The sequence below is a fragment of the Caulifigura coniformis genome, assembly GCF_007745175.1.
GTDB lineage: Bacteria > Planctomycetota > Planctomycetia > Planctomycetales > Planctomycetaceae > Caulifigura > Caulifigura coniformis.
Window position 1 is genome coordinate 2,637,971 of the sequence record NZ_CP036271.1, and the last position, 17,632, is coordinate 2,655,602.

The 17,632-nt window shown below is 63.6% G+C and carries 16 protein-coding genes; 7 read left to right on the forward strand and 9 right to left on the reverse strand.

The window, feature by feature from the left end:
* The first annotated feature begins 14 nt into the window (after positions 1-14).
* From Pan44_RS10445 to Pan44_RS10455, 3 genes are all read left to right on the forward strand, one after another.
* Positions 15-218 (forward strand): hypothetical protein, encoded by a 204-nt coding sequence (locus Pan44_RS10445; protein ID WP_145029889.1) that lies wholly within the window; start codon positions 15-17, stop codon positions 216-218.
* A gap of 67 nt (positions 219-285) precedes the next feature.
* Positions 286-474: a hypothetical protein gene (locus tag Pan44_RS10450; RefSeq protein ID WP_145029891.1), complete on the forward strand. Its 189-nt coding sequence runs from the start codon at positions 286-288 to the stop codon at positions 472-474.
* A gap of 807 nt (positions 475-1,281) precedes the next feature.
* The gene (locus Pan44_RS10455) at positions 1,282-1,863 is read left to right on the forward strand and encodes a hydrolase (protein WP_231754280.1); all 582 of its coding nucleotides are present in this window, start codon (positions 1,282-1,284) and stop codon (positions 1,861-1,863) included.
* A gap of 35 nt (positions 1,864-1,898) precedes the next feature.
* Here the strand turns inward: Pan44_RS10455 and Pan44_RS10460 are convergent, their stop codons facing one another.
* The gene (locus tag Pan44_RS10460) at positions 1,899-2,804 is read right to left on the reverse strand and encodes a RimK-like protein (RefSeq protein WP_145029893.1); all 906 of its coding nucleotides are present in this window, start codon (positions 2,802-2,804) and stop codon (positions 1,899-1,901) included.
* Between the two features lie 241 nt (positions 2,805-3,045).
* Between Pan44_RS10460 and Pan44_RS10465 the strand changes: the two genes are divergently transcribed.
* Positions 3,046-3,375, forward strand: coding sequence for a hypothetical protein (locus Pan44_RS10465; protein ID WP_145029895.1), 330 nt, complete (start codon positions 3,046-3,048; stop codon positions 3,373-3,375).
* Positions 3,376-3,516: 141 nt separating this feature from the next.
* Here the strand turns inward: Pan44_RS10465 and Pan44_RS10470 are convergent, their stop codons facing one another.
* Positions 3,517-5,589, reverse strand: coding sequence for a S46 family peptidase (locus Pan44_RS10470; protein ID WP_197454003.1), 2,073 nt, complete (start codon positions 5,587-5,589; stop codon positions 3,517-3,519).
* A gap of 350 nt (positions 5,590-5,939) precedes the next feature.
* Here Pan44_RS10470 and Pan44_RS10475 point away from each other — a divergent pair, with 350 nt between their 5' ends.
* Together Pan44_RS10475 and Pan44_RS10480 are read left to right on the forward strand one after the other, a co-directional pair.
* Positions 5,940-6,623, forward strand: coding sequence for a response regulator transcription factor (locus Pan44_RS10475; RefSeq protein WP_145034994.1), 684 nt, complete (start codon positions 5,940-5,942; stop codon positions 6,621-6,623).
* A gap of 3 nt (positions 6,624-6,626) precedes the next feature.
* Positions 6,627-8,129 carry a sensor histidine kinase gene (locus Pan44_RS10480; RefSeq protein ID WP_145029897.1) on the forward strand — a complete coding sequence of 501 codons (1,503 nt, stop codon included), beginning with the start codon at positions 6,627-6,629 and terminating at the stop codon, positions 8,127-8,129.
* An 88-nt stretch (positions 8,130-8,217) separates the two neighbouring features.
* Here the strand turns inward: Pan44_RS10480 and Pan44_RS10485 are convergent, their stop codons facing one another.
* The 7 genes from Pan44_RS10485 to Pan44_RS10515 all read right to left on the reverse strand — a co-directional run bounded on the left by Pan44_RS10485 (position 8,218) and on the right by Pan44_RS10515 (position 15,794).
* Positions 8,218-8,958, reverse strand: a complete 741-nt coding sequence (locus Pan44_RS10485) for a glycosyltransferase (RefSeq protein ID WP_145029899.1) — start codon at positions 8,956-8,958, stop codon at positions 8,218-8,220.
* A complete protein-coding gene (locus Pan44_RS10490) occupies positions 8,958-9,983 on the reverse strand; it encodes an NAD-dependent epimerase/dehydratase family protein (RefSeq protein ID WP_145029901.1) in 1,026 nt (341 codons plus the stop codon). The genes Pan44_RS10485 and Pan44_RS10490 overlap by 1 nt, the downstream gene beginning before the upstream one ends.
* Before the next feature lie 52 nt (positions 9,984-10,035).
* Positions 10,036-11,253, reverse strand: a complete 1,218-nt coding sequence (locus tag Pan44_RS10495) for a nucleotide sugar dehydrogenase (protein WP_145029903.1) — start codon at positions 11,251-11,253, stop codon at positions 10,036-10,038.
* A 14-nt stretch (positions 11,254-11,267) separates the two neighbouring features.
* On the reverse strand, positions 11,268-12,809 hold the full coding sequence (locus Pan44_RS10500; protein ID WP_145029905.1) for an ArnT family glycosyltransferase: 1,542 nt from the start codon (positions 12,807-12,809) through the stop codon (positions 11,268-11,270).
* Positions 12,806-13,144 carry a hypothetical protein gene (locus tag Pan44_RS10505; protein WP_145029907.1) on the reverse strand — a complete coding sequence of 113 codons (339 nt, stop codon included), beginning with the start codon at positions 13,142-13,144 and terminating at the stop codon, positions 12,806-12,808. Before Pan44_RS10505 ends, Pan44_RS10500 begins: the two co-directional genes overlap by 4 nt.
* A 4-nt stretch (positions 13,145-13,148) precedes the next feature.
* Complete coding sequence (gene ftsY / locus Pan44_RS10510; protein WP_145029909.1) at positions 13,149-14,093, reverse strand: signal recognition particle-docking protein FtsY; 945 nt, start codon at positions 14,091-14,093, stop codon at positions 13,149-13,151.
* 165 nt (positions 14,094-14,258) lie between these two features.
* Positions 14,259-15,794, reverse strand: a complete 1,536-nt coding sequence (locus Pan44_RS10515; protein ID WP_145029911.1) for an SH3 domain-containing protein — start codon at positions 15,792-15,794, stop codon at positions 14,259-14,261.
* Between the two features lie 278 nt (positions 15,795-16,072).
* Here Pan44_RS10515 and Pan44_RS10520 point away from each other — a divergent pair, with 278 nt between their 5' ends.
* A complete protein-coding gene (locus Pan44_RS10520; protein ID WP_145029913.1) occupies positions 16,073-17,632 on the forward strand; it encodes a hypothetical protein in 1,560 nt (519 codons plus the stop codon).

Sequence of the window (17,632 nt, forward strand, 5' to 3'; positions counted from 1 at the left end):
TCTGGAGGACTGACATGAAGCTTCCCAATCTGACCCCCGCCTCCCGCCGCGGCGAGAGACCGGCAGTCGAACACCTGAAAGACTCCATCAACGGAATCGTGCCGTCCGCGAGCGTCGTCGGATTTGGCAGCTGCCAGACCAGGTGCTTCGGCGGATGGTGCCGACAATGTTGTCCTGGATCTGACTGCGTGACCTACGCCGATCCCGGCCAGTCCTGAAGCTGAGTGCTGGAATGAGAGCGTCTCTCGTTCCGAAGTGTCGTTGGACCCCAAAAAGGAGGGTGAGATGAAGCTTCCAAAACAGACTGTGAACCGGGATCGCGGCAACGAAACCGCGCCGCAAAGCACGGGGGGCGTCGCCCCACAGTCGTTATGCCAGATCGGGTGCAATCTGGCACACGGCGCGTGCATCGCGGCCGGCATTCCTCCAGCGGTCTGCAACGCAGGGCTCGCCGCGTGCCTCAGCGCCTGCTAGCCAGGCCGCAGGAACCAGCGCAACGGGCTCAACGTCGGCATGAACGTCGCCTGAGCGCCAGCGCTTTCCCGTCGTGCCGCGGTTCAAGCAGCCGCGGCACGCGGTCTTGTCATCCGCCGCGTGGTCGTCGCGCGCCCGGAGGACAGTCCCTATTGGCCATCCATCGAGAGAGGTTCCTATGAGGCTGCCGAAGTTTTCGATGAACGTCGCTTCCCGGCAGGGATCCGATCCGTTCCAGGCCCCCGGGCGGAACGAATCCGGCCCTGCAGCGGAGACCGCCAACGGTCTGTCGCCCTCGGGCGAATGCGGCTGCGGTGGACGCCGGCACTGTCTGGGGCCCTGCGTCCTGGGAAGCTGCCTGGGAACATGCATCCCCAACGTGTGATCGGCTGAACCGTCGACCACGCGATGCGCTGTCGCTCGAAAGGAAGCGTCGTGGACCGCAGGGTGAGTCTGGGCGATCTTCGGCTGGGTTCACCCTGCTTGCGTTCCGCACAACACGAAGGCATCGAGGGCCCAAGACCCGTGGAAGCCCTCAACGAGACGTGCGTACACCGCCGTGTTGGCCGTGTACGCACGCCAGCGTTTGCCAGGTCTGCATGGCTCAAAGAGCCTTGGCGCGAATTCCGTTCAACAGAACTGCTCGCGCCGTCAACTCGCGAGATCGGCATGATCCGTTTCACGAAATCGGAATACCGCGACTGCTGTCGCCGAGCCACCTCCCGGCTTGCGCTGCCCCGTCACAACCGCTAAAAGTGACCGGTCGCGCCGCCTTCCGGCGCGGTTGAGTGTTCGGGGAGTCTCGTTGTGCTTGAGAATTCGCGGAGCCGTGCCCTGTTGTCGCGACAGACATCGAGGCTGTTGATTGTCGATGTCCAGTCGAAGCTCATTCGCATCATGCTCGATGCGGAAGCGACGACGGATGCCTGCCGGCGGTTGCTGGAGGCAGCCCGCGTGCTTGGAATTCCGACCGACGCCACGGAGCAGTATCCCAGGGGGCTGGGAGCGACGGTGGAATCGCTGGCCGCGCACCTGGACGCTCCCGTCGCCAAGATGCGGTTCAGCGCGGTCCCCTCACTCGAATGGATGGCCAGCGCAGCCGCCGGCGAGCGACGCCAGGTGGTCGTTGCCGGAATTGAAACCCACGTCTGCATCCTGCAGACCGTGCTCGACCTCGTCGCCCGCGGGTTCGACGTGCATGTCCCGGCCGATGCAGTCACCTCCAGAAAGTCGCTCGATCACGAGATCGCCCTCCGGCGGATGAGCGCCGAAGGCGCGACGATCACCACGTGGGAATCGGTCCTGTTCGAGTGGTGTGAGACGGCTGAAGCGACGGAGTTCAAGACGATCAGCCGACTCGTCGTCGAACGCGCGAAACCGGATGCGTGAAACTCCGGCAGGGCGCGCCGCGGTCGGTCGCGTCCTCAGGGGGCGATCAGCAGGTCGATGAGGCTGGTCGTCAACGGTAGGCCGGTGCGTTCTTCGAAGCCGAGAAACATCGGGCTGGGATTGGCCTCCAGCAGGACGTATCGCCCATCGACTGTCCTGCGGAGATCTATGCCGGTCCACACCAGGCCGAGCACGGCCGCCGCCCGGCGGCAGAAGTCCGCGACGTCAGAGGGAAGTGCTATCAGTTTGAGCCGTGCGGACGGATCGTCGCGATAGTCGAGGGCCGAAGTCTCGAATTCGCAGGCGTGCAGGGCCTCGCCGGCGATGAACACGCGGACGCTTTCGCCGACAATCTCCTCCTGCAGGGCGATCGGCGCGATCGCCAGGTTCCGCAGGCGCTGGCTCGAGAGATCCTTGAGTGCCAGGCGCCTCGCGTGAGCGCCTCCCTGAACCGGTTTGGAGATCACCCGCGAATGCCGGCGCACAAACTCCCGCACCGCGTCGGGGTCGTTCGTCACGAGCGTGGGAGGAACCGGAATCCCGGCTGCCGCGAGGATCGCCAGCTGGGCCGGCTTGGTCTGATGGGATTGATAGGCGGCCCAGGAATTCACCCACCGCGCCGGAAGCTGGATCAACAGCGACTCGAACAGACTTCGTGAATCGTTCTGGGCGATGTACGACTGGTCGCTGTCCGGGAGTCGCGGCGACAGGACGCCAAAGTAGTTTCGCCAATAGACCGCGCTGATCTCTTCGAGCGGAATCGTCCGGCCGTCTTCGATCGTGATGAAGCCGCTGCCGGTGTCTGGAGACCAGCTGATTCGCAGGTTTTGCGGAAACCGGCGGCTGTCGAGCAGGAAGGCCGGTCGTCCGATTCGGGCAAGAAACTGCAGAACATGCATCGCATGTTCGTCGTCTTCTCCGCCGAGAATGAGGATGGGCATCGCTGATTCCACCGGTTGACCGCGTGTCTGGACGCGCTACGATCAATCCTGCGGCTGGCGAATTCGCGTGCCTGGATCAGGACAATGCAACATCCATTTGATGGCGTGATTTTACCCGTTGACGACGTCGGGACGGAGAGAACTGTCGAGGGGAGGTCGCCGCGACGCGGCTTTTTCAAGACAGCCGCCGCCTATGCTCTGGGGCTCCTGACATTCGGGGTTGCAGGGACCGCATTCGCGCGTGACGGATGGCGTCACCGTTCGGGCGGACGCCACTACTACTCCCAGCCGCGGCGATATTGGAGTTCGCCGCGTCACGACGTACGCCGTCGGCGAGGAAGGGGGAGGCCGGGTGACGACGTATGCCATTGGTGAGGAAGGCGGCGGCCGGGTGACAACGTACGCCGTTGGAGAGGAAGGCGGCGGAACGGTGACCACCTACGCCGTCGGAGAAGAAGGGGGAGGCCGCCCACCAGTACAGGCGACGACTTACGCGCTGGGCGAAGAAGGTGGGGGTGGCAGCGTGACGACCCAGGCGCTGGGGGAAGAAGGAGGACGGACTCCGCGTTGAACGCCGGCCGCGTTTGCACGTGATCCGAAGATGGTGCGAATTCTCCGCAGCTCGAGAACGGTCAACATTGTCAGGATGTACGAAAAAAGAGGCCCGGTCAAACAACCGGGCCTCTTCTCCTGGAACGACGACCGTCGATCTTCAGTTCGTCATCTCATCCACCAGTGCCTGCGCCCCGTACACCTTCTTGAGAGATTCGACGATCGCCCGCGCGTCGACACTCACGGCGCGGCATTGCTTGTCCGTATAGCCCACGTCGAGCGCCAGGCCGTAGATGTTGCTGTCGAACAGCAGCCCGACGATCCGACCTTCCCGATCGACAATCGGGCTCCCGGAGTTGCCGCCGATGTGGTCGAGCTTTGAGACGAAGTTGAATGGCGTCTCGAGGTTCAGCTTGTCCCTGGCCTCGATCCACCGTTTGGGAAGGTCGAACGGTTCTTTCCTGTCGTTGAGTTCCCAGCGCTTGTAAAGGCCGGCGAAATGCGTGAACGGCTGAACCTTCTGGCCGTTCTCTTCGAAGCTGGCGACGGGACCGAACGAAAGACGCAGCGAGAACGTCGCGTCGGGATAGACATCTTCGCCGCCGAGAGCCAGCCGGGCGGCGGCGATCTTCGAGTAGGCCTGCCGCAGCCGTTCTTCCACCTGCGTTTCGTAGGTTTTCCTCGCCTGCCGCGCCTTCTCATCGACGATTCGCGCCAGTTTCAGCAGAGGATCCTGGCTGGCCCGGATCTTTTCCGGGCCCCCTTCCAGCAGTTCCTTCCGGTAGTCCGCTTCGTGCAATCTTGAGCCGTTGACCAGCGCTGCGGCGCGTTCGACGGGCGACGCACCATCGAGAACCTTCTTCAGCAGCGGGTCATCCGCACCGACGCTGGTAAACCACCTCGTCAGCGAGGAACGCAGCTTGATGATCTCCAGGTCCGGGTAGACGGGGACCGGCGCTTCCAGCCCGTCCCTGATGGTCGGCAGGTTCGATTCCGAAAAGTCCTTCAGGCGATCCGCGTTCGGCTTGCCGATCTCATCGGCGTAACGCACGAGGCTCCGTGCGAAATGGAACATCTTGCTCTCGAAGGCGGCGCCCCTCTCCAGGTTGTTGTAGTCGTGTCGCACGGCTTCCCAGGCCTTGCACGCTTCGGCAACCTCATGGAACGCAGCTTCCGTCGACTTCAACCCGGGATTGGCCGCGATCTTCGATCGGAACTCCTTCTCGAATTCCATCTTCGCATCCATGAACTCGGGGCTCTGTAGCGTTTCCAGCCCGCCGGTGCGGGCCTTCCGGCTGTTCTGGATGCCGAACAGATCGTCCTTGGCCCGACGACCATTCTCCGGGCTCCGGCCGCTCCAGGAGTTCAGCGCCACTTCCAGCCGGCGCAGCAACTCGAGGATCTCCGGAACGGCGATGTCGCGCATGTATTCCAGATGCGCGACCGTGTTGAGGCGGTTCGTCCGCGCGGGGTGCCCGGCGATGAACACCAGGTCCTCTTCCTTCAGGTCCTTGCCCCATTTCAGGAAGTGTTCGGGTTTGACCGGCTTGTCGTCTTCGTAAACGCGGAAGACGCAGAAATCGAGGCAGTAACGCGGATACTCGAAATTGTCGGGATCGCCGCCAAAGAAGGCGATCTGCATCTCTGGAGCCATCACCAGACGCACGTCGGTATAGCGCTTGTAGGAATAGAGATGATACTGCGCGCCCTGGTAGAGCGTGACGACCTGGCACTTCAGCTTCGTCTTGTCCTGGGCTTCCTTCTCGATCGTGTTGATCGTGGCCTGGCGGGCCTTCTGCGAAGCTGCCAGGTCCATTCCCTCTTTCACGGAGCCAGTCACCCTGGCGGTAACGTCCTCGATGCTGACGAGATTGTTCAGCTCAAGGTCGGGGCATTTCAGCTCTTCAGCGCGGGTCTTCGCTGAGAAGCCGTCCTTGATGTAGTTGTGCTCGGCTGTCGAGAGCTGATCGATGAATTCCGAGCCGACATGATGGTTGGTGATCACCAGCCCTTCGGGCGAAACGAACGAACCCGAGCCTCCCGGAAAACGCACGCACGAACGCATCAGGTGATGCGTCCATTCGTCGGTGGCGTCGAATCCGTAGCGTTCCTTGAGCTGCTTTTTGGGGAGGGCGTTGAAGAGCCACATCCCTTCATCGGCCTGGGCGAGGCCGGCGGCGATTGCCAGGCTGGCGAATGCCATCATCGCCGGACGCAGAAATTTCCGTGACATGATCATCCTCATTGAGATCCGGGGTCAGGTGGCATCTTAGGGGGGCCGGCGGGCAGGAAAAGTGTGGGCCCACCGGCGTCGGATTCGCTCCCGGGAACGGGCGTGAAGACGATCTTATGTTCGCTTCAGTCGTGCTTCAGACGGGCGGTCTATCCTCACGGGCCGCGGGATCATGGGCGGTCCGGATCACAGACGGTTCGAGTCCGGGGGGGACACTGCGTATACTTGTCCTTTGCGATGATCCTGCGAGTGTCCCGGCGTCAACGAGCCTGGAATGACCGGAGAATCGCGAGATGACGACTGAATCCATGACCACCGGTGCGGATGCCGCCCGGGTGAAAGTCCGCCGTATGAGCCGAATTCTGGTGATCGAGGATGAGTCGCGAATCAGCGACTTCGTCGTTCGTGGGCTCTCCGAAGAAGGTTACCGCGTCGAGCATGCGGCCGATGGCGTTGCTGGCTGGACGGCCATGCAGGCTTCGCAGTGGGACCTGATTCTTCTCGACTGGTGGCTGCCGGGTGAGGATGGAATCCATCTCCTGCGCAGGTTCCGGCAGAAGAATCGCTCGACGCCCGTCATGCTCCTCACTGCACGCGATGCCGTTCCCCAGCGGGTGGAAGGCCTCGATGCCGGCGCCGACGACTATATGTGCAAGCCGTTCTCGTTCGAAGAACTGCTCGCACGCGTGCGCGTCCTGCTGCGGCGACCGGGACAGGACTCCCTGACGCTCGAGTATTCCGATATCCGGGCCGACCTCGCCAGCCAGCGTGTCTCGCGCGGCGGTCAGTCGATCGATCTCACCGCCAAAGAGTTCCTGCTGCTGACTCTGTTCCTGCGGAACCCGGGAGTCGTCCTGTCGCGAACGCGGATCTTCGACAGCGTCTGGGGCGAACAGTATGACGGGTCGTCGAATACGCTCGAAGTCCATATCAAGGAACTGCGGCGGAAACTCGAGGTGAACGGGCCCCGGGTGATTCAGACCCGCCGTGGTAGCGGCTACATGCTGGACGCAGCCCCCGGTGACGAGGTCTAAGGCATGACGCTCGTCAATCGAGTCTCTGCCTTCTTCCTGATTGCTCTGGCGTCGTCGCTGGCCGGCTTCTCACTGCTGCTCTACGGGCTCATGGAGCGAAACCTGACGCAGCAGTTTCATCAGCGGATGCACTCGGCGATCAACACCCTGATCGCCGCCATCGAAGACGAACCGGACGACGTGAAATGGGAGCGCTCCGACCATACTGTCGCGATCGGAGCCGAAGACGGACTCGAGGAGATTCGCTGGGCGGTTTTCAATGAGGTCGGAGGGACCGTCGACCACTCCGGGAATTTGTCGCTCGAAGAGGAACGCGATCTGGCGGAGGTGGCCCGCTACGAGCTGGGCCGGGATTCGATGGATCCCGAAGGAACAGTCCACACGCACTTCCGCCGCGGCGATCGGGAATACCTGACGGCCTTCCGCTCGGCCGAGGCCCCGAAGCCAGTCGAAGAGCGGACCTCGCTCGAGTTTTCGCGGCTCGTCGTCGCCGTGATGTGTTCGAACGAATCGCTCGACAGAAACCTCCACGAACTCGCTCTCCTCGTCGGCGGCCTGTCGATCGGCACATTCCTGCTTGCCGCCATCGCCGGCCGGTGGTATTGCATCAAGGCGCTGCGCCCCGTGCGGATCATGGCCGACCGCGCCCGGTCAGTCACCGCGGCCGATTTCCGCATGCGGCTGCCGGTGACCGACCAGAGGGACGAAGTGGCCGAACTGGCCCTCGCCTTCAATTCACTCCTCGATCAGCTGCAGGGCGCCTTTGAGCGTCAGCAGCGGTTCACCGGCGACGCCGCCCATCAGCTGCGAACCCCGCTGACGGTGCTGCAGGGGCAGATCGATGTGACATTGAGACGTCCCAGAACGCCGGAGGAATACAACCGGACGTTGACGCTGCTGCGTGAGCAGGCGACGGAAATGCATCAGGCGGTGGAAGGCCTGCTGTTCCTCGCGCGGGCCGAAGGGGAAGGACATCCTCCGGTGTTTGAGGAGGGGGATGTCGCAACATGGATTTCGCGTCAGCTGGAACGATGGAACATCCACACCCGTCGGATGGACCTGGTGGTGCAGGTGGAGCCCGATCTTCGACTGTCGACCTCCTGGGCCCTGCTCAGTCAGCTGCTCCACAATCTTGTCGACAATGCCTTCAAGTACAGCGCTCCCGGTTCGCAGGTCATCGTCAAGGCGGTCCGGCAGGCAGATGAATTCGTCCTGTCCGTGCAGGACCATGGCCACGGCATCTTCAAGGAAGACCAGCCCGCGATTTTCGAGCCGTTCTTTCGGTCGAAATCGGCCAGGCGATCAGGCGTTCCGGGAGTCGGACTCGGACTTCCGATCGTCCAGAGGATCGCGCAGGCGCTTCAGGGACGGATCGAGTTCGAAAGCATTCCCGACGAAGGAAGCACGTTTCGTTTGCGCGTGCCCCTCCACCCCGGTTCACTGGGCGCGACAGAAGAACGCCCCCGTGGACAGGTGGTCGACCGCGAGCCGGCGGCGACCACCTAGGGGATCGGTCCACAGTTGCGTGACCGGGCCGCGCCCGGCAGACGGCTCTCACATGAATGGGACTGACGCCAGTTCCCCGGCCGACATGTCACTTCGACGGGGCAGGCGGTCGGCTCCAGCCGGCCTTCATCGCGTGGCGCCACCAGCGGAGATAGAGCGGCAGCCACTTCCATAACTGGAATCGCGATTCGCCGGCGGTGCGGTCTGTCCACGTTGAGGGTGTTTCCGCGATCCGCTCCCGTCGCGCATAGGCCTTGGCGGTGAGTTCCAGGCCGATCTCGAATCCGCGCTCGCTCTCGATTCCCATCTCATTGACGAGATCGGCGTCGTACAGCCGGAAGTTGTTCGTGGCGTCGTGCGTGGGCAGCCCCGCGAGATAGTACAGCGACAGGCCGGCCATCCGGCTGAGCGTCCGCTTGAGCAACGGGCCTCCCACCTGCTTGCCGCCGCGCATGTAGCGGGAGGCGCAGACGACGCGATTCCCTTCGCGGTACAGGCGGAGCATCTCCGGCACGCAACGGAGATCGTCGGACAGGTCCGCCATCACCACCAGCGCCGGGCCCGAACCGGCCGCCTGAAAGCCGGCCCGGATGGCGTTGGCCGGGCCCCGGCCGAGAGTGTTGTGAACGAGGCTCATCCAGGGACGCGTCGCCGCCAGTTCGCGCGCCACCGGAACCGTCGTGTCGCCGTCGAAGTCGTACACCATCAGCAGGCGGAACGGCTGCGGGATGTCCCGCTCCACCTGCTCGACCAGGCGCGGGAAATTCTCGTGCTCGTTGTAGACCGGCACGATGAGCGTCAGCAGCTCCGCCTGTGGGGAGGAGTCCATCAGATCGTTCCCAGTTTGATCTGCTCGGCGATCCAGGGGAGTACTTCGTCGAGAATCTCGTCCAGTGTCGTCGCGGCCTCGAATCCCAGGAGACGCTTTGATTTTTCGACCGACGGAGACCGGAACGCGACGTCGTGGGGAAACGGGGCGTCGCTGACGTAGTGGAACGGCTTTGATGCGCCGTGAACTTTCTTCCAGATCGCCTCGGCCAGTTCGAGCACCGTGGTCGGCGTGGCCGTGGAGATGTTGAAGTCGTCGTTCAGGGCCTGCGGGTGCTCGACGCAGACACGGATGCCGCGGGCGAGGTCGCCCCCATAGGTGTAATGCCGGACCTGCGAACCGTCTCCCAGCAGGTGCAGCGGATCCTGGCCTTTGAGGATCTTCTGGGCCAGGTCGGGAACAACGTGGCTCAACGCCAGCTTGATGTTGCCCGACATCACCTCGTGGTCGGCCAGCGCTCGCCGCTCACCGATGCCGACGCAGTTGAACGGTCGGACGATCGTGTAGGGCAGGGCATACTGCTGGAACGCCCCCTGGGCGAAATACTCGGTGGCGAGCTTCTGGAACCCGTATGTCGAGGAAGGGGGAGGGCTCCGGCGCTCCGCCCCTTCGGGCGTCGGGAATTCCGTCGCGTTCTCGAACACCATCGACGACGACAGCACCGTCACCTTCTGCAGGCTCCCTCTCGCATGGGCCGAGATGGCGGCCTCGAACGCGGCCGCGGTGATCCGTTCGTTTTCGGCCAGCAGGTCGAACGCGAGCGCGTGGAAGTACGCGATCCCGCCGATCATTGCCGCGGCGGCGAGGAAATGGTCGCAGTCGAGCAGAAGCGACTTGAGCAGGTCGACGTCTTTGGCGTCGCCTCGAACGAACCGGTAGCGGGGATGATCGCTGTAAGCGGGCCGCAGTTCGCCATACTTCGAGAAGTTGTCGATCCCGACGACGTCCCAGCCGGCGTTCAGGAACTCACCGACAACATAGGCGCCAATGAACCCGGCGGACCCGGTGATCAGAATCTTCGGCATGCGCTGACCGATCCCACTTCAGAATGTTTCAGGGCGAGTTGACTGGAAGACGTCAGCGAATGGCCTGCTTTTTCAGGAATCCGAAAACGTCAACGACCGGCTTGTCGATCACAAGGTCACGATACTGCGAATGACAGGCCCCCAGGATCAGGAAGTCCGATTTCGCGACGCACTCGTCCAGCGACACGAACGAAGGATCGACAATGTAAGGGTCCGTGCAGAGCACCTCGCGACATTCCAGGGTCAGCACCTTGCGGAGCTTGTACGACAGCGAGCTCCGCGGATCGTCGCAGTTGCCTTTAAAGGCCATCCCGAGAATGCCGGCGGTCGAATGGATCAGCGGCCCTTTGGACTTCAGCTGGTCGACAATGAACCGGGGGAGCCCTTCATTGATCATCATCGCGTTCTGCCCGAGCGTGAGCAGATTGTGATTGAACGACGCCAGCTGCATCGTGTCTTTCAGCAGGCACGGCCCCCCTGCGAATCCCGAACGGGCAAAGCCCTTCATCCGCGGATAGTCGAACGTCACGGCGTCATAGATACGGCCGAAGTCGGCGCTATGACGCTCCGCCAGCATGTAGAACTGGTTCGAGATGGCGAAGTTGATGTAGCGAAAGCTGTTGGTGAACAGCTTGGCGAGTTCGGCTTCGACGGGAGATAACGGGATCACCCGCGCCCCGAGGTCTTCAAAGAATTTCGTCGCCCGCTCCTCGGCTTCGGGCGAGCAGCCCGAGACGATCTGAGGCAGTTCCGTCAGCTCGCGGAGCGCATAGCCCTGCGCGATTCGCTCGGGGCAGTAGGCGACCTGCGCCTCGATTCCCCGGTCGGCCACGCGGCGGGCCAGCCGCTCGGTAACCCCTGGGAACACCGTACTGCGGATCATCAGCAGCTGGCCGTCGCGCATCCACTGCACGACGTCATCGATCACGCGGTCGAACGTGCGGATGTCCGGGTCGAGGTATTCGTCGACGGGCGTGCCGATCGTGACCAGGACGACGTCCTGGTCGCGGACTGATTCCGCCGCCAGCGTCAGCTTGAGTCGTCCGGATGCCAGGCACTTTGGCAGGAGTTCGTCCGCCCCAAGTTCGTCAAACGGAACCTTCCCCTCGGAGACCGTTTTGACGGACGCGGCATTCACGTCGACGAGCGTCACCGTGTGTCCGCGATCGCACAGCAGCAGCCCCAGCGGAAGGCCGATATGCCCGCAACCGCCGACGACGGCGATCCGAAGGGGTGACGCAACCTGCCTGGGGACCGAGCTCGCAGACATGACGACGTGAGCCGCTAAGGGGACGGAGAGGTTTTGGCCGTGGACTGCGGACGGTAGACCTCCGCATAGCACGCCAGAGGATCATCCTTGGGGCCGAAACTTCGGACAAGCTCGCCTTCAAGTTGCTTTGGAATTTCCTTCCGAAGTCCGTCGCGGCTGACGACCAGCCAGTCGTACGGCTGGCGTTCGACCTGGAAATCGTAGGGATTGGCGCGGAGTGTGACGTTTTTTCCGGCCAGCCAGAGTTCAAAGACGAACTCGGGGTCAGCCAGGTACGCCCCCTCGGAAGGCAGCTCGGCGACGACCCGACGCGCGAACTCGGGTCCGTCATACCGGGCATCGGCCGTCGGAACGACCTGTTTCCACCAGGTCCGCAGACCCGATTCCGGAATGAGCAACGCGACGACGCCAACTGCGAGGCCTGCGGCCGCGACAGCGGACCGCGATTTCAGACGGTCGAGAACCTTTGCAAGGCAGACTCCCGCCGCTGCAAGCGCGAGCGCCCCCGTGAAGCACCAGTATCCCTTCGTGGGATGAAAGCCCTGGATCGCCGTCAGCAGGTACAGCCCCCCCCAGACCAGCGCGACCAGCCGCCGTTCCGCGGAAGTCGCCGATCGGCGAAAAGCGAACAGCGTGGCGACGATCACACCGACGGCCATCAGGCCCGTCTGGGCAGCCCCCGCCTGTTCATAGAGCAGCCGCGCCTGGTGAACCACATACGGCCACGGCCACAGAAGCCGGACCGTCAGCCCGGGCCCGGCCGGTCGGAGAACGTTATTGAAGAACTGGTGCTCGAAGGCGTCGCGATGCGCCAGGATCAACGGCAGCCACAGCGCGAACACGACCAGCGTCGTCATCGTCAGCAGCGAGGCCGCAATCAGTCGCTTCGTGATCCGCGCGGCGATCAGCAGCGTCCACACCCCCGCAAGCAGGCAGAAGATGATGGCGAACGGATGGCAGAGCATTCCGAGTCCGAGCAGCGCGCCGGCGGCGATCACCCACCGCAGCCGCCCCGTGTCGGCATAGTTCCACACGAGCAGAATCGCACCCAGCCCGCAGGTCGCGCACGGCTGGTCGGGACGGGCCATCGTCGCCGCGAAAAACAGCACACGCGACAGCCCATAGAGCCCCGCCGCCCACAGGCCCGCCATGTTGCCCGCGACGCGGCGGGCCAGTTCGTACACGAGCCAGATGGCCACGGCGCCTGCCAGGAAGCACGGCCAGCGCCCGGTCGGGTATCCCGCCGGCAGGGCCAGGTAGAACGGAGCCTGCAGGTAGAACAGCCCGGGCGGCAGCGCAAACACCGCCTCGTCCGCTTTGTAGAAGAACGCATCCGGATGCCGGGCCGGGTAGAACGGGATCCGCGGAACGCCTTCGCGGGCCACCGTCAAACCCGGCGGGGCGAACAACTGCTCATCCTGGCCGCCGAGCTGCTTGAGAACGAACGGAACCCGGAAGGCCGCATAGACCGCGAGAATCACCAGCAGCCAGGCGATCGACCACGAGCGTGATCCCGCCTCGATGCGGTTCTCGGCTTGATGCCCACCGTCGGTCATGAGGATCGCTTGGCCCCTGCGGTGTCCGCCTGCACCCGTTCGATCGCCTGGCAGATGTATTCGATTGCCCCGCGATGCTCGAGCAGATCAGCGAGCAGCCGATGAGCGTTGGTGTTCGAGACCGCGCCGATCATCGGAGTAAAAAAATGGATCGCCTGCGACGTCACGTAGTTCAGCGGATGCGACATCTCGAGAAACGCGAGCGCCGGAACCGTCATGCCGCGACGGACGACTTCGTGCGCCAGGCGATCAACGAGGGCGGCCTGCTCGGGCGTCGGCGTCAGCGGACCGTCGTCCGCGGCGAACGCGTGCTTCAGCCACCCCGGCAGGCGCATCGCGTCATCCTTCCGAGAACAGTGCGTCCACGAAGTCGTCCGGAGAAAACAGCTCGAGATCATCGATCTGCTCTCCCACGCCGACGTACTTCACGGGGATTCCCATCTGCTCGCGGATTGCGACCACGATCCCTCCTTTCGCTGTCCCGTCGAGCTTCGCGAGAACGAGGCCCGTGCAGTTCGCCGCATCGCTGAACTTGCTCGCCTGGCTGAGCCCGTTCTGGCCCGTGGTCGCATCGAGAACGAGCAGGGATTCATGCGGCGCGCCGGGGATCCGTTTCCCGATCACGCGGTGAATTTTCCCGAGTTCCTGCATCAGGTTCTGGTGCGTCTGCAGCCGGCCCGCCGTGTCGATGATGACGACGTCGGCCCCCGTCGTGACGGCCCGGTCGCATCCCTCGAAAGCCACGCTCGCCGGATCGCTGCCCGAAGGCTTGGTCACGATCTCACAGCCCAGACGCTTTGCCCACATCGTCAATTGTTCGACAGCCGCCGCCCGGAAGGTGTCTCCGGCGGCCAGCACCACCTTCTTTCCCGATTTCGTCAGCAGCTTGGCCAGCTTGGCGATCGACGTCGTCTTGCCGACGCCGTTCACGCCGCAGACGAGAATGACCGTCGGCCCCGACTCCGCGAGCTTCAGCGGCGACAGCGGATTCTTTGAATCCCAGGCCACGTCCCCTTTGCCGACGAGGATGATCCGCAGACGCTCCTTGACCGTCCCCCACACCTCATCGAGGACCATCGTGCGGCCAAGGTATTTCTTCCGCAGGTCTTCGACGATCTGGTTCGACGCCGACACGCCCATGTCGGTCGTGATCAGTCCCTTCTGGAATTCTTCGAGCTTCGGCTCATCAAGAATGACGCCTGCTTTGAACAGGTCGCGGACGTCCGTGCGCAAGACGTCCTTCGTCTTCTGCAGCGCACCTTTCAGCTTGTCGAATAAACCCATCGGAGAGCATTCACCTCACGCATCGCACGGTCTCCGCAAGCCCTCGAAAACCTGCTGGTTCCCGACACGGAGAGAAGCCGGAACTTTATCCGCCGGCTCCGCGCGCCGGAAGCGTGTGCGGCACGTCCGATCCGCCGCCACCCGGGCAGCAGACAGGTCCTCCGATCACCGTCCCGCCAGTTGAACCGGCGAGAGTGACTGCACCTGGATCAGGTCGGCCCGCAGCTGCGGCCGATGACCCCGGGGACCGACCAGGCCCATCGACTGGCCAACGTAACCCCGCAGGTCAACCTGGTTGCTCTCGATGAACGCAAGAAACCGGCCATCAGCCGCAGTGATCATGAACTGGGGCAGCCCCGCCCCCCGCAGATTGGTGGCCTGGACGATGCCAGCCCCGGCGAACGGGGAGTTGTTGGGAGCCGGCGTCTGGACGCCTGAGGCCTGAACGACGCCGCCACGAGCCATCGGTGAGGCCGCTCCACCCGCTGGCATCACTCCGCCAGCGGCGTTGACGCCCCCTGCCTGCATCACCCCCTGCTGAGGAGCAAACGCCGGCGCTGCCGACAGCATGGTCTGGGCGGCCGTGGTGGGAGGAACGTTGGTCGGAGCGCCCAGTTGGACGGCTGGGGGCTGCATGGCCATCGACATCGCCGCGGCGGGAGCCGCGGGCATGAATCCGGCGGGCGGGCCCTGGACGGCGATGTTCATTCCCGCGGAGGGGGCCTGAGCCATGGCCGGTGCGACCATACCAAGCAGTTCCGCATCGCGACGCTCGGTCGCGGCAGTCACCTGCGCGAATCGGGCGTAGTTTTCGTACAGCTTTTCCCGTTCGGCCAGCGCCGAAAGACGGACGTCGATCTTCGCGGCGAGCATCGGCTCGACCTGTGCTTTGAGCGACTCATAGGCCGCGCGGAGCTCGCCCGGCTGCCACTGCGAGATATCGAGAGCCATCATGTCGGCGTAACGATTGTCGATCTCAAGAAGTTGCATCCGGTGCGGGTGCGAGGCCAACACGGCCGGCGAAGGAGCGGCTTCTTCGGCCGCGGCGGTTTTCGTCTCGGCCTTGCGGGCAGGAGAGGGGAGCGGCGGGAGTTCGGTGTTGGCGATGGCAACCGCGGCCTTCGTGCCGCGGTGATGCGACGGAATCGCATAGGGGTCGCTGTCGGCGTGCTGGCGGAGGGCTGCATCCGCTGGAACGATGAAGTCGCCCTTCACCCAGCGGTATTCGCGCAGCGGCGGGACGATCTGCAGCATGCGAACGGGGCCCTGCGGCATGGCGAGCGTCTGCTCGCCGATGATTTCCACTTCATCGCCCGATGCCAGGCGACGACCCGTGTAACCGTGATCGTCCGACAGCGTGCTGCCGATGCGAACCACAGCCTGCCCGGGGCGTCCCTGCTCATCGGCCGGGACGTTCACGATGCCGCGATCCCCCTGACGCTCGACGAGCGTCGCCTCGATCCAGCTGATGCTGCCTGGCGGCGGCGAAATCATGTACCAGCCGCCCGGATCGTGGCGGTGGACGATGACCTGCAGATTCCGCTCGAGTTTGCTCGTGGCGTAGTAGTTTTTCCCCGGTCCGCTGCGGACGACAACGTCGTCACCGGCCACCATCGCTTCGTACGGAAACTGCATTTCGCTGGCCCGAAGGCTCGACGAAACGCTGACGACGACACAGGCAAGGGCGAGGGATCGCAACATGGACATCTCCGGGCCTCGAGACGGGCCGCGGCACGCGGACACCAGGACTTGAGGGAAAACCGGGGCGGATTTAGAGAATCACCGGGAAAGTGCTCAAGACGGGGAGCACCCGGCCAATTTCGGCAGAGTGCGGCAAAACCTTTTGAGAGAAGGGGGTTACAGCGTGAGGCCCACTTCACGCCTCTCTGAAACGCAGAAGCGTTCCGGCAGAAGCTGCCGTTTGGCGGGCCGGAGGTCATTGGTAAGGTAGCGCTCATCAATCTCTCCTGGGGGGCACGATGGCTCTGGCGTCTCGACAGATGTGGCTGTTTCTGGCGTTGGTTGGCGGTCTGGCGGGCGATCGGATGGCCCTGGCTCAGGAGACGCCGCCGTTCAGGCCCATTCCGGCCGCGCAGCCGGCCGAGATCGACCTCACCACGAAGTTCGGTGTTAGCCAGCTGGTCGAGCTGAAGAGCGACCGGAAGGGGCAAATCCGGTACGGGATGTTCATCAACGTGCCGAAGAGGCAGAAGGCCTTCGTCACTCTTCAGGAGACGCCCGCCCGCCGTGGATACGCGCGGGGCGGCTTTCCAATCTCGAAAGCCGCTGGCGGCGAAGCCAAAGTCGAGCTGACGTTCGAATACACCCTCGATGAACGGCAGGACGAACCGAATCCGCTGCTCAGCACGGTCGACACAATCGGCTACGCCTGGAAGTCGGCCGGTTGCGACCATCCCGCGGGAGGTGTTTCGGCGTTCAGCCTCCCCCTCAACACGGTGGCAACCGCCGACAAGAAGATCGTCCTGCTCGATCCGAACGACCCCCTGGCCCGGATCGAACAGGGCTACCGGCTGATGCTCATCATTCCGAAGGACGCAAATCCGATAACGCCCGATGAGGTTGAGGCCATCCAGCCACGCGGCGAAGTCATTGTCCAGACGCTGACGCCGACCGAGCCGCCGGAGCCGGCAATCGATGACCAGCTGGTTCGTGCCTGGGAGCGCCGGAACCGGGCGATTGGCACGGGCCATTTCAAGTACCAGGATTCCTTCGTGGCGTATGACCAGGTCAAGCCGCTGACGATCAACGAAATCGACCAGATCCTGGGCGAAAAACCGTGGCAGTTGAGCCGGAAAGAGGGATTCGCAAGGCTCCTGAAGGTGTTCACGCAGGAGACGGCCGACCAGTTCAAAGGTTTGCCGCCCGCCTGGAGCGAACTGCTCTGCGTGGGCCTGCGGTCCATCGAACGGGCTTCCTATGGCGACATCCGCCTCATCGAGGCCGACATCGATCTTCATTTCGACGCGGCCAACCGCCAGCTGAAAGTCGTCCAGCAGGACGCCGAGCCATTCTTGGCGGCCACGAGCTTGTACGACTTTCTGGGAGACCCGTTCGGCCCTGAGTTCCTCAAGGGCGCCAGCACTCGGATGGTCGATGGACTCGCGATCGTCGAGCGGAAGGAAGGGACGATCGTTGTGGATCCCAGGACCGGCTTCGTGTTCTCCAGCCGGATCAACCTGGAGAACGGAGAGCCCTACCGCTACCGATTGCAACTCGATCCCCAGGCGTTTTCTGGCGGCCTCTCTCTCCCACGGCTCGCTGTTTCGATGGACTTCGAAGACGGCAAGCTGAGCAGCGTGCAGGTCTTCTCCGTCGAGGAAATGCGGATCAACGAGCCGTTCACACAGGACGACTTCAAACTCAGGATCGAGCCCGGAACGACGATCGTCGATGAACGGAACGCTGGACCGGATGGTCCGCCTTCGTATCGGCTCAAGCAGCCCATCGAGGATGCGGCCGCACACTTCCGCAAGCACAGGCCGCTGCCCGTCCCCCGCAGCCTGCAGCTTCTGCGCTGA

Bases quoted from the DNA above. Each gene is read 5' to 3' on its own strand.
- Pan44_RS10460 (WP_145029893.1), bottom strand. From the start codon at position 2,804: ATGCCCATCCTCATTCTCGGCGGAGAAGACGACGAACATGCGATGCAT.
- Pan44_RS10475 (WP_145034994.1), top strand. From the start codon at position 5,940: ATGAGCCGAATTCTGGTGATCGAGGATGAGTCGCGAATCAGCGACTTC.
- ftsY (WP_145029909.1), bottom strand. From the start codon at position 14,093: ATGGGTTTATTCGACAAGCTGAAAGGTGCGCTGCAGAAGACGAAGGAC.
- Pan44_RS10520 (WP_145029913.1), top strand. From the start codon at position 16,073: ATGGCTCTGGCGTCTCGACAGATGTGGCTGTTTCTGGCGTTGGTTGGC.
- Pan44_RS10500 (WP_145029905.1), bottom strand. From the start codon at position 12,809: ATGACCGACGGTGGGCATCAAGCCGAGAACCGCATCGAGGCGGGATCA.
- Pan44_RS10495 (WP_145029903.1), bottom strand. From the start codon at position 11,253: ATGTCTGCGAGCTCGGTCCCCAGGCAGGTTGCGTCACCCCTTCGGATC.
- Pan44_RS10445 (WP_145029889.1), top strand. From the start codon at position 15: ATGAAGCTTCCCAATCTGACCCCCGCCTCCCGCCGCGGCGAGAGACCG.
- Pan44_RS10480 (WP_145029897.1), top strand. From the start codon at position 6,627: ATGACGCTCGTCAATCGAGTCTCTGCCTTCTTCCTGATTGCTCTGGCG.
- Pan44_RS10470 (WP_197454003.1), bottom strand. From the start codon at position 5,589: ATGTCACGGAAATTTCTGCGTCCGGCGATGATGGCATTCGCCAGCCTG.
- Pan44_RS10515 (WP_145029911.1), bottom strand. From the start codon at position 15,794: ATGTTGCGATCCCTCGCCCTTGCCTGTGTCGTCGTCAGCGTTTCGTCG.
- Pan44_RS10485 (WP_145029899.1), bottom strand. From the start codon at position 8,958: ATGGACTCCTCCCCACAGGCGGAGCTGCTGACGCTCATCGTGCCGGTC.
- Pan44_RS10450 (WP_145029891.1), top strand. From the start codon at position 286: ATGAAGCTTCCAAAACAGACTGTGAACCGGGATCGCGGCAACGAAACC.
- Pan44_RS10490 (WP_145029901.1), bottom strand. From the start codon at position 9,983: ATGCCGAAGATTCTGATCACCGGGTCCGCCGGGTTCATTGGCGCCTAT.
- Pan44_RS10505 (WP_145029907.1), bottom strand. From the start codon at position 13,144: ATGCGCCTGCCGGGGTGGCTGAAGCACGCGTTCGCCGCGGACGACGGT.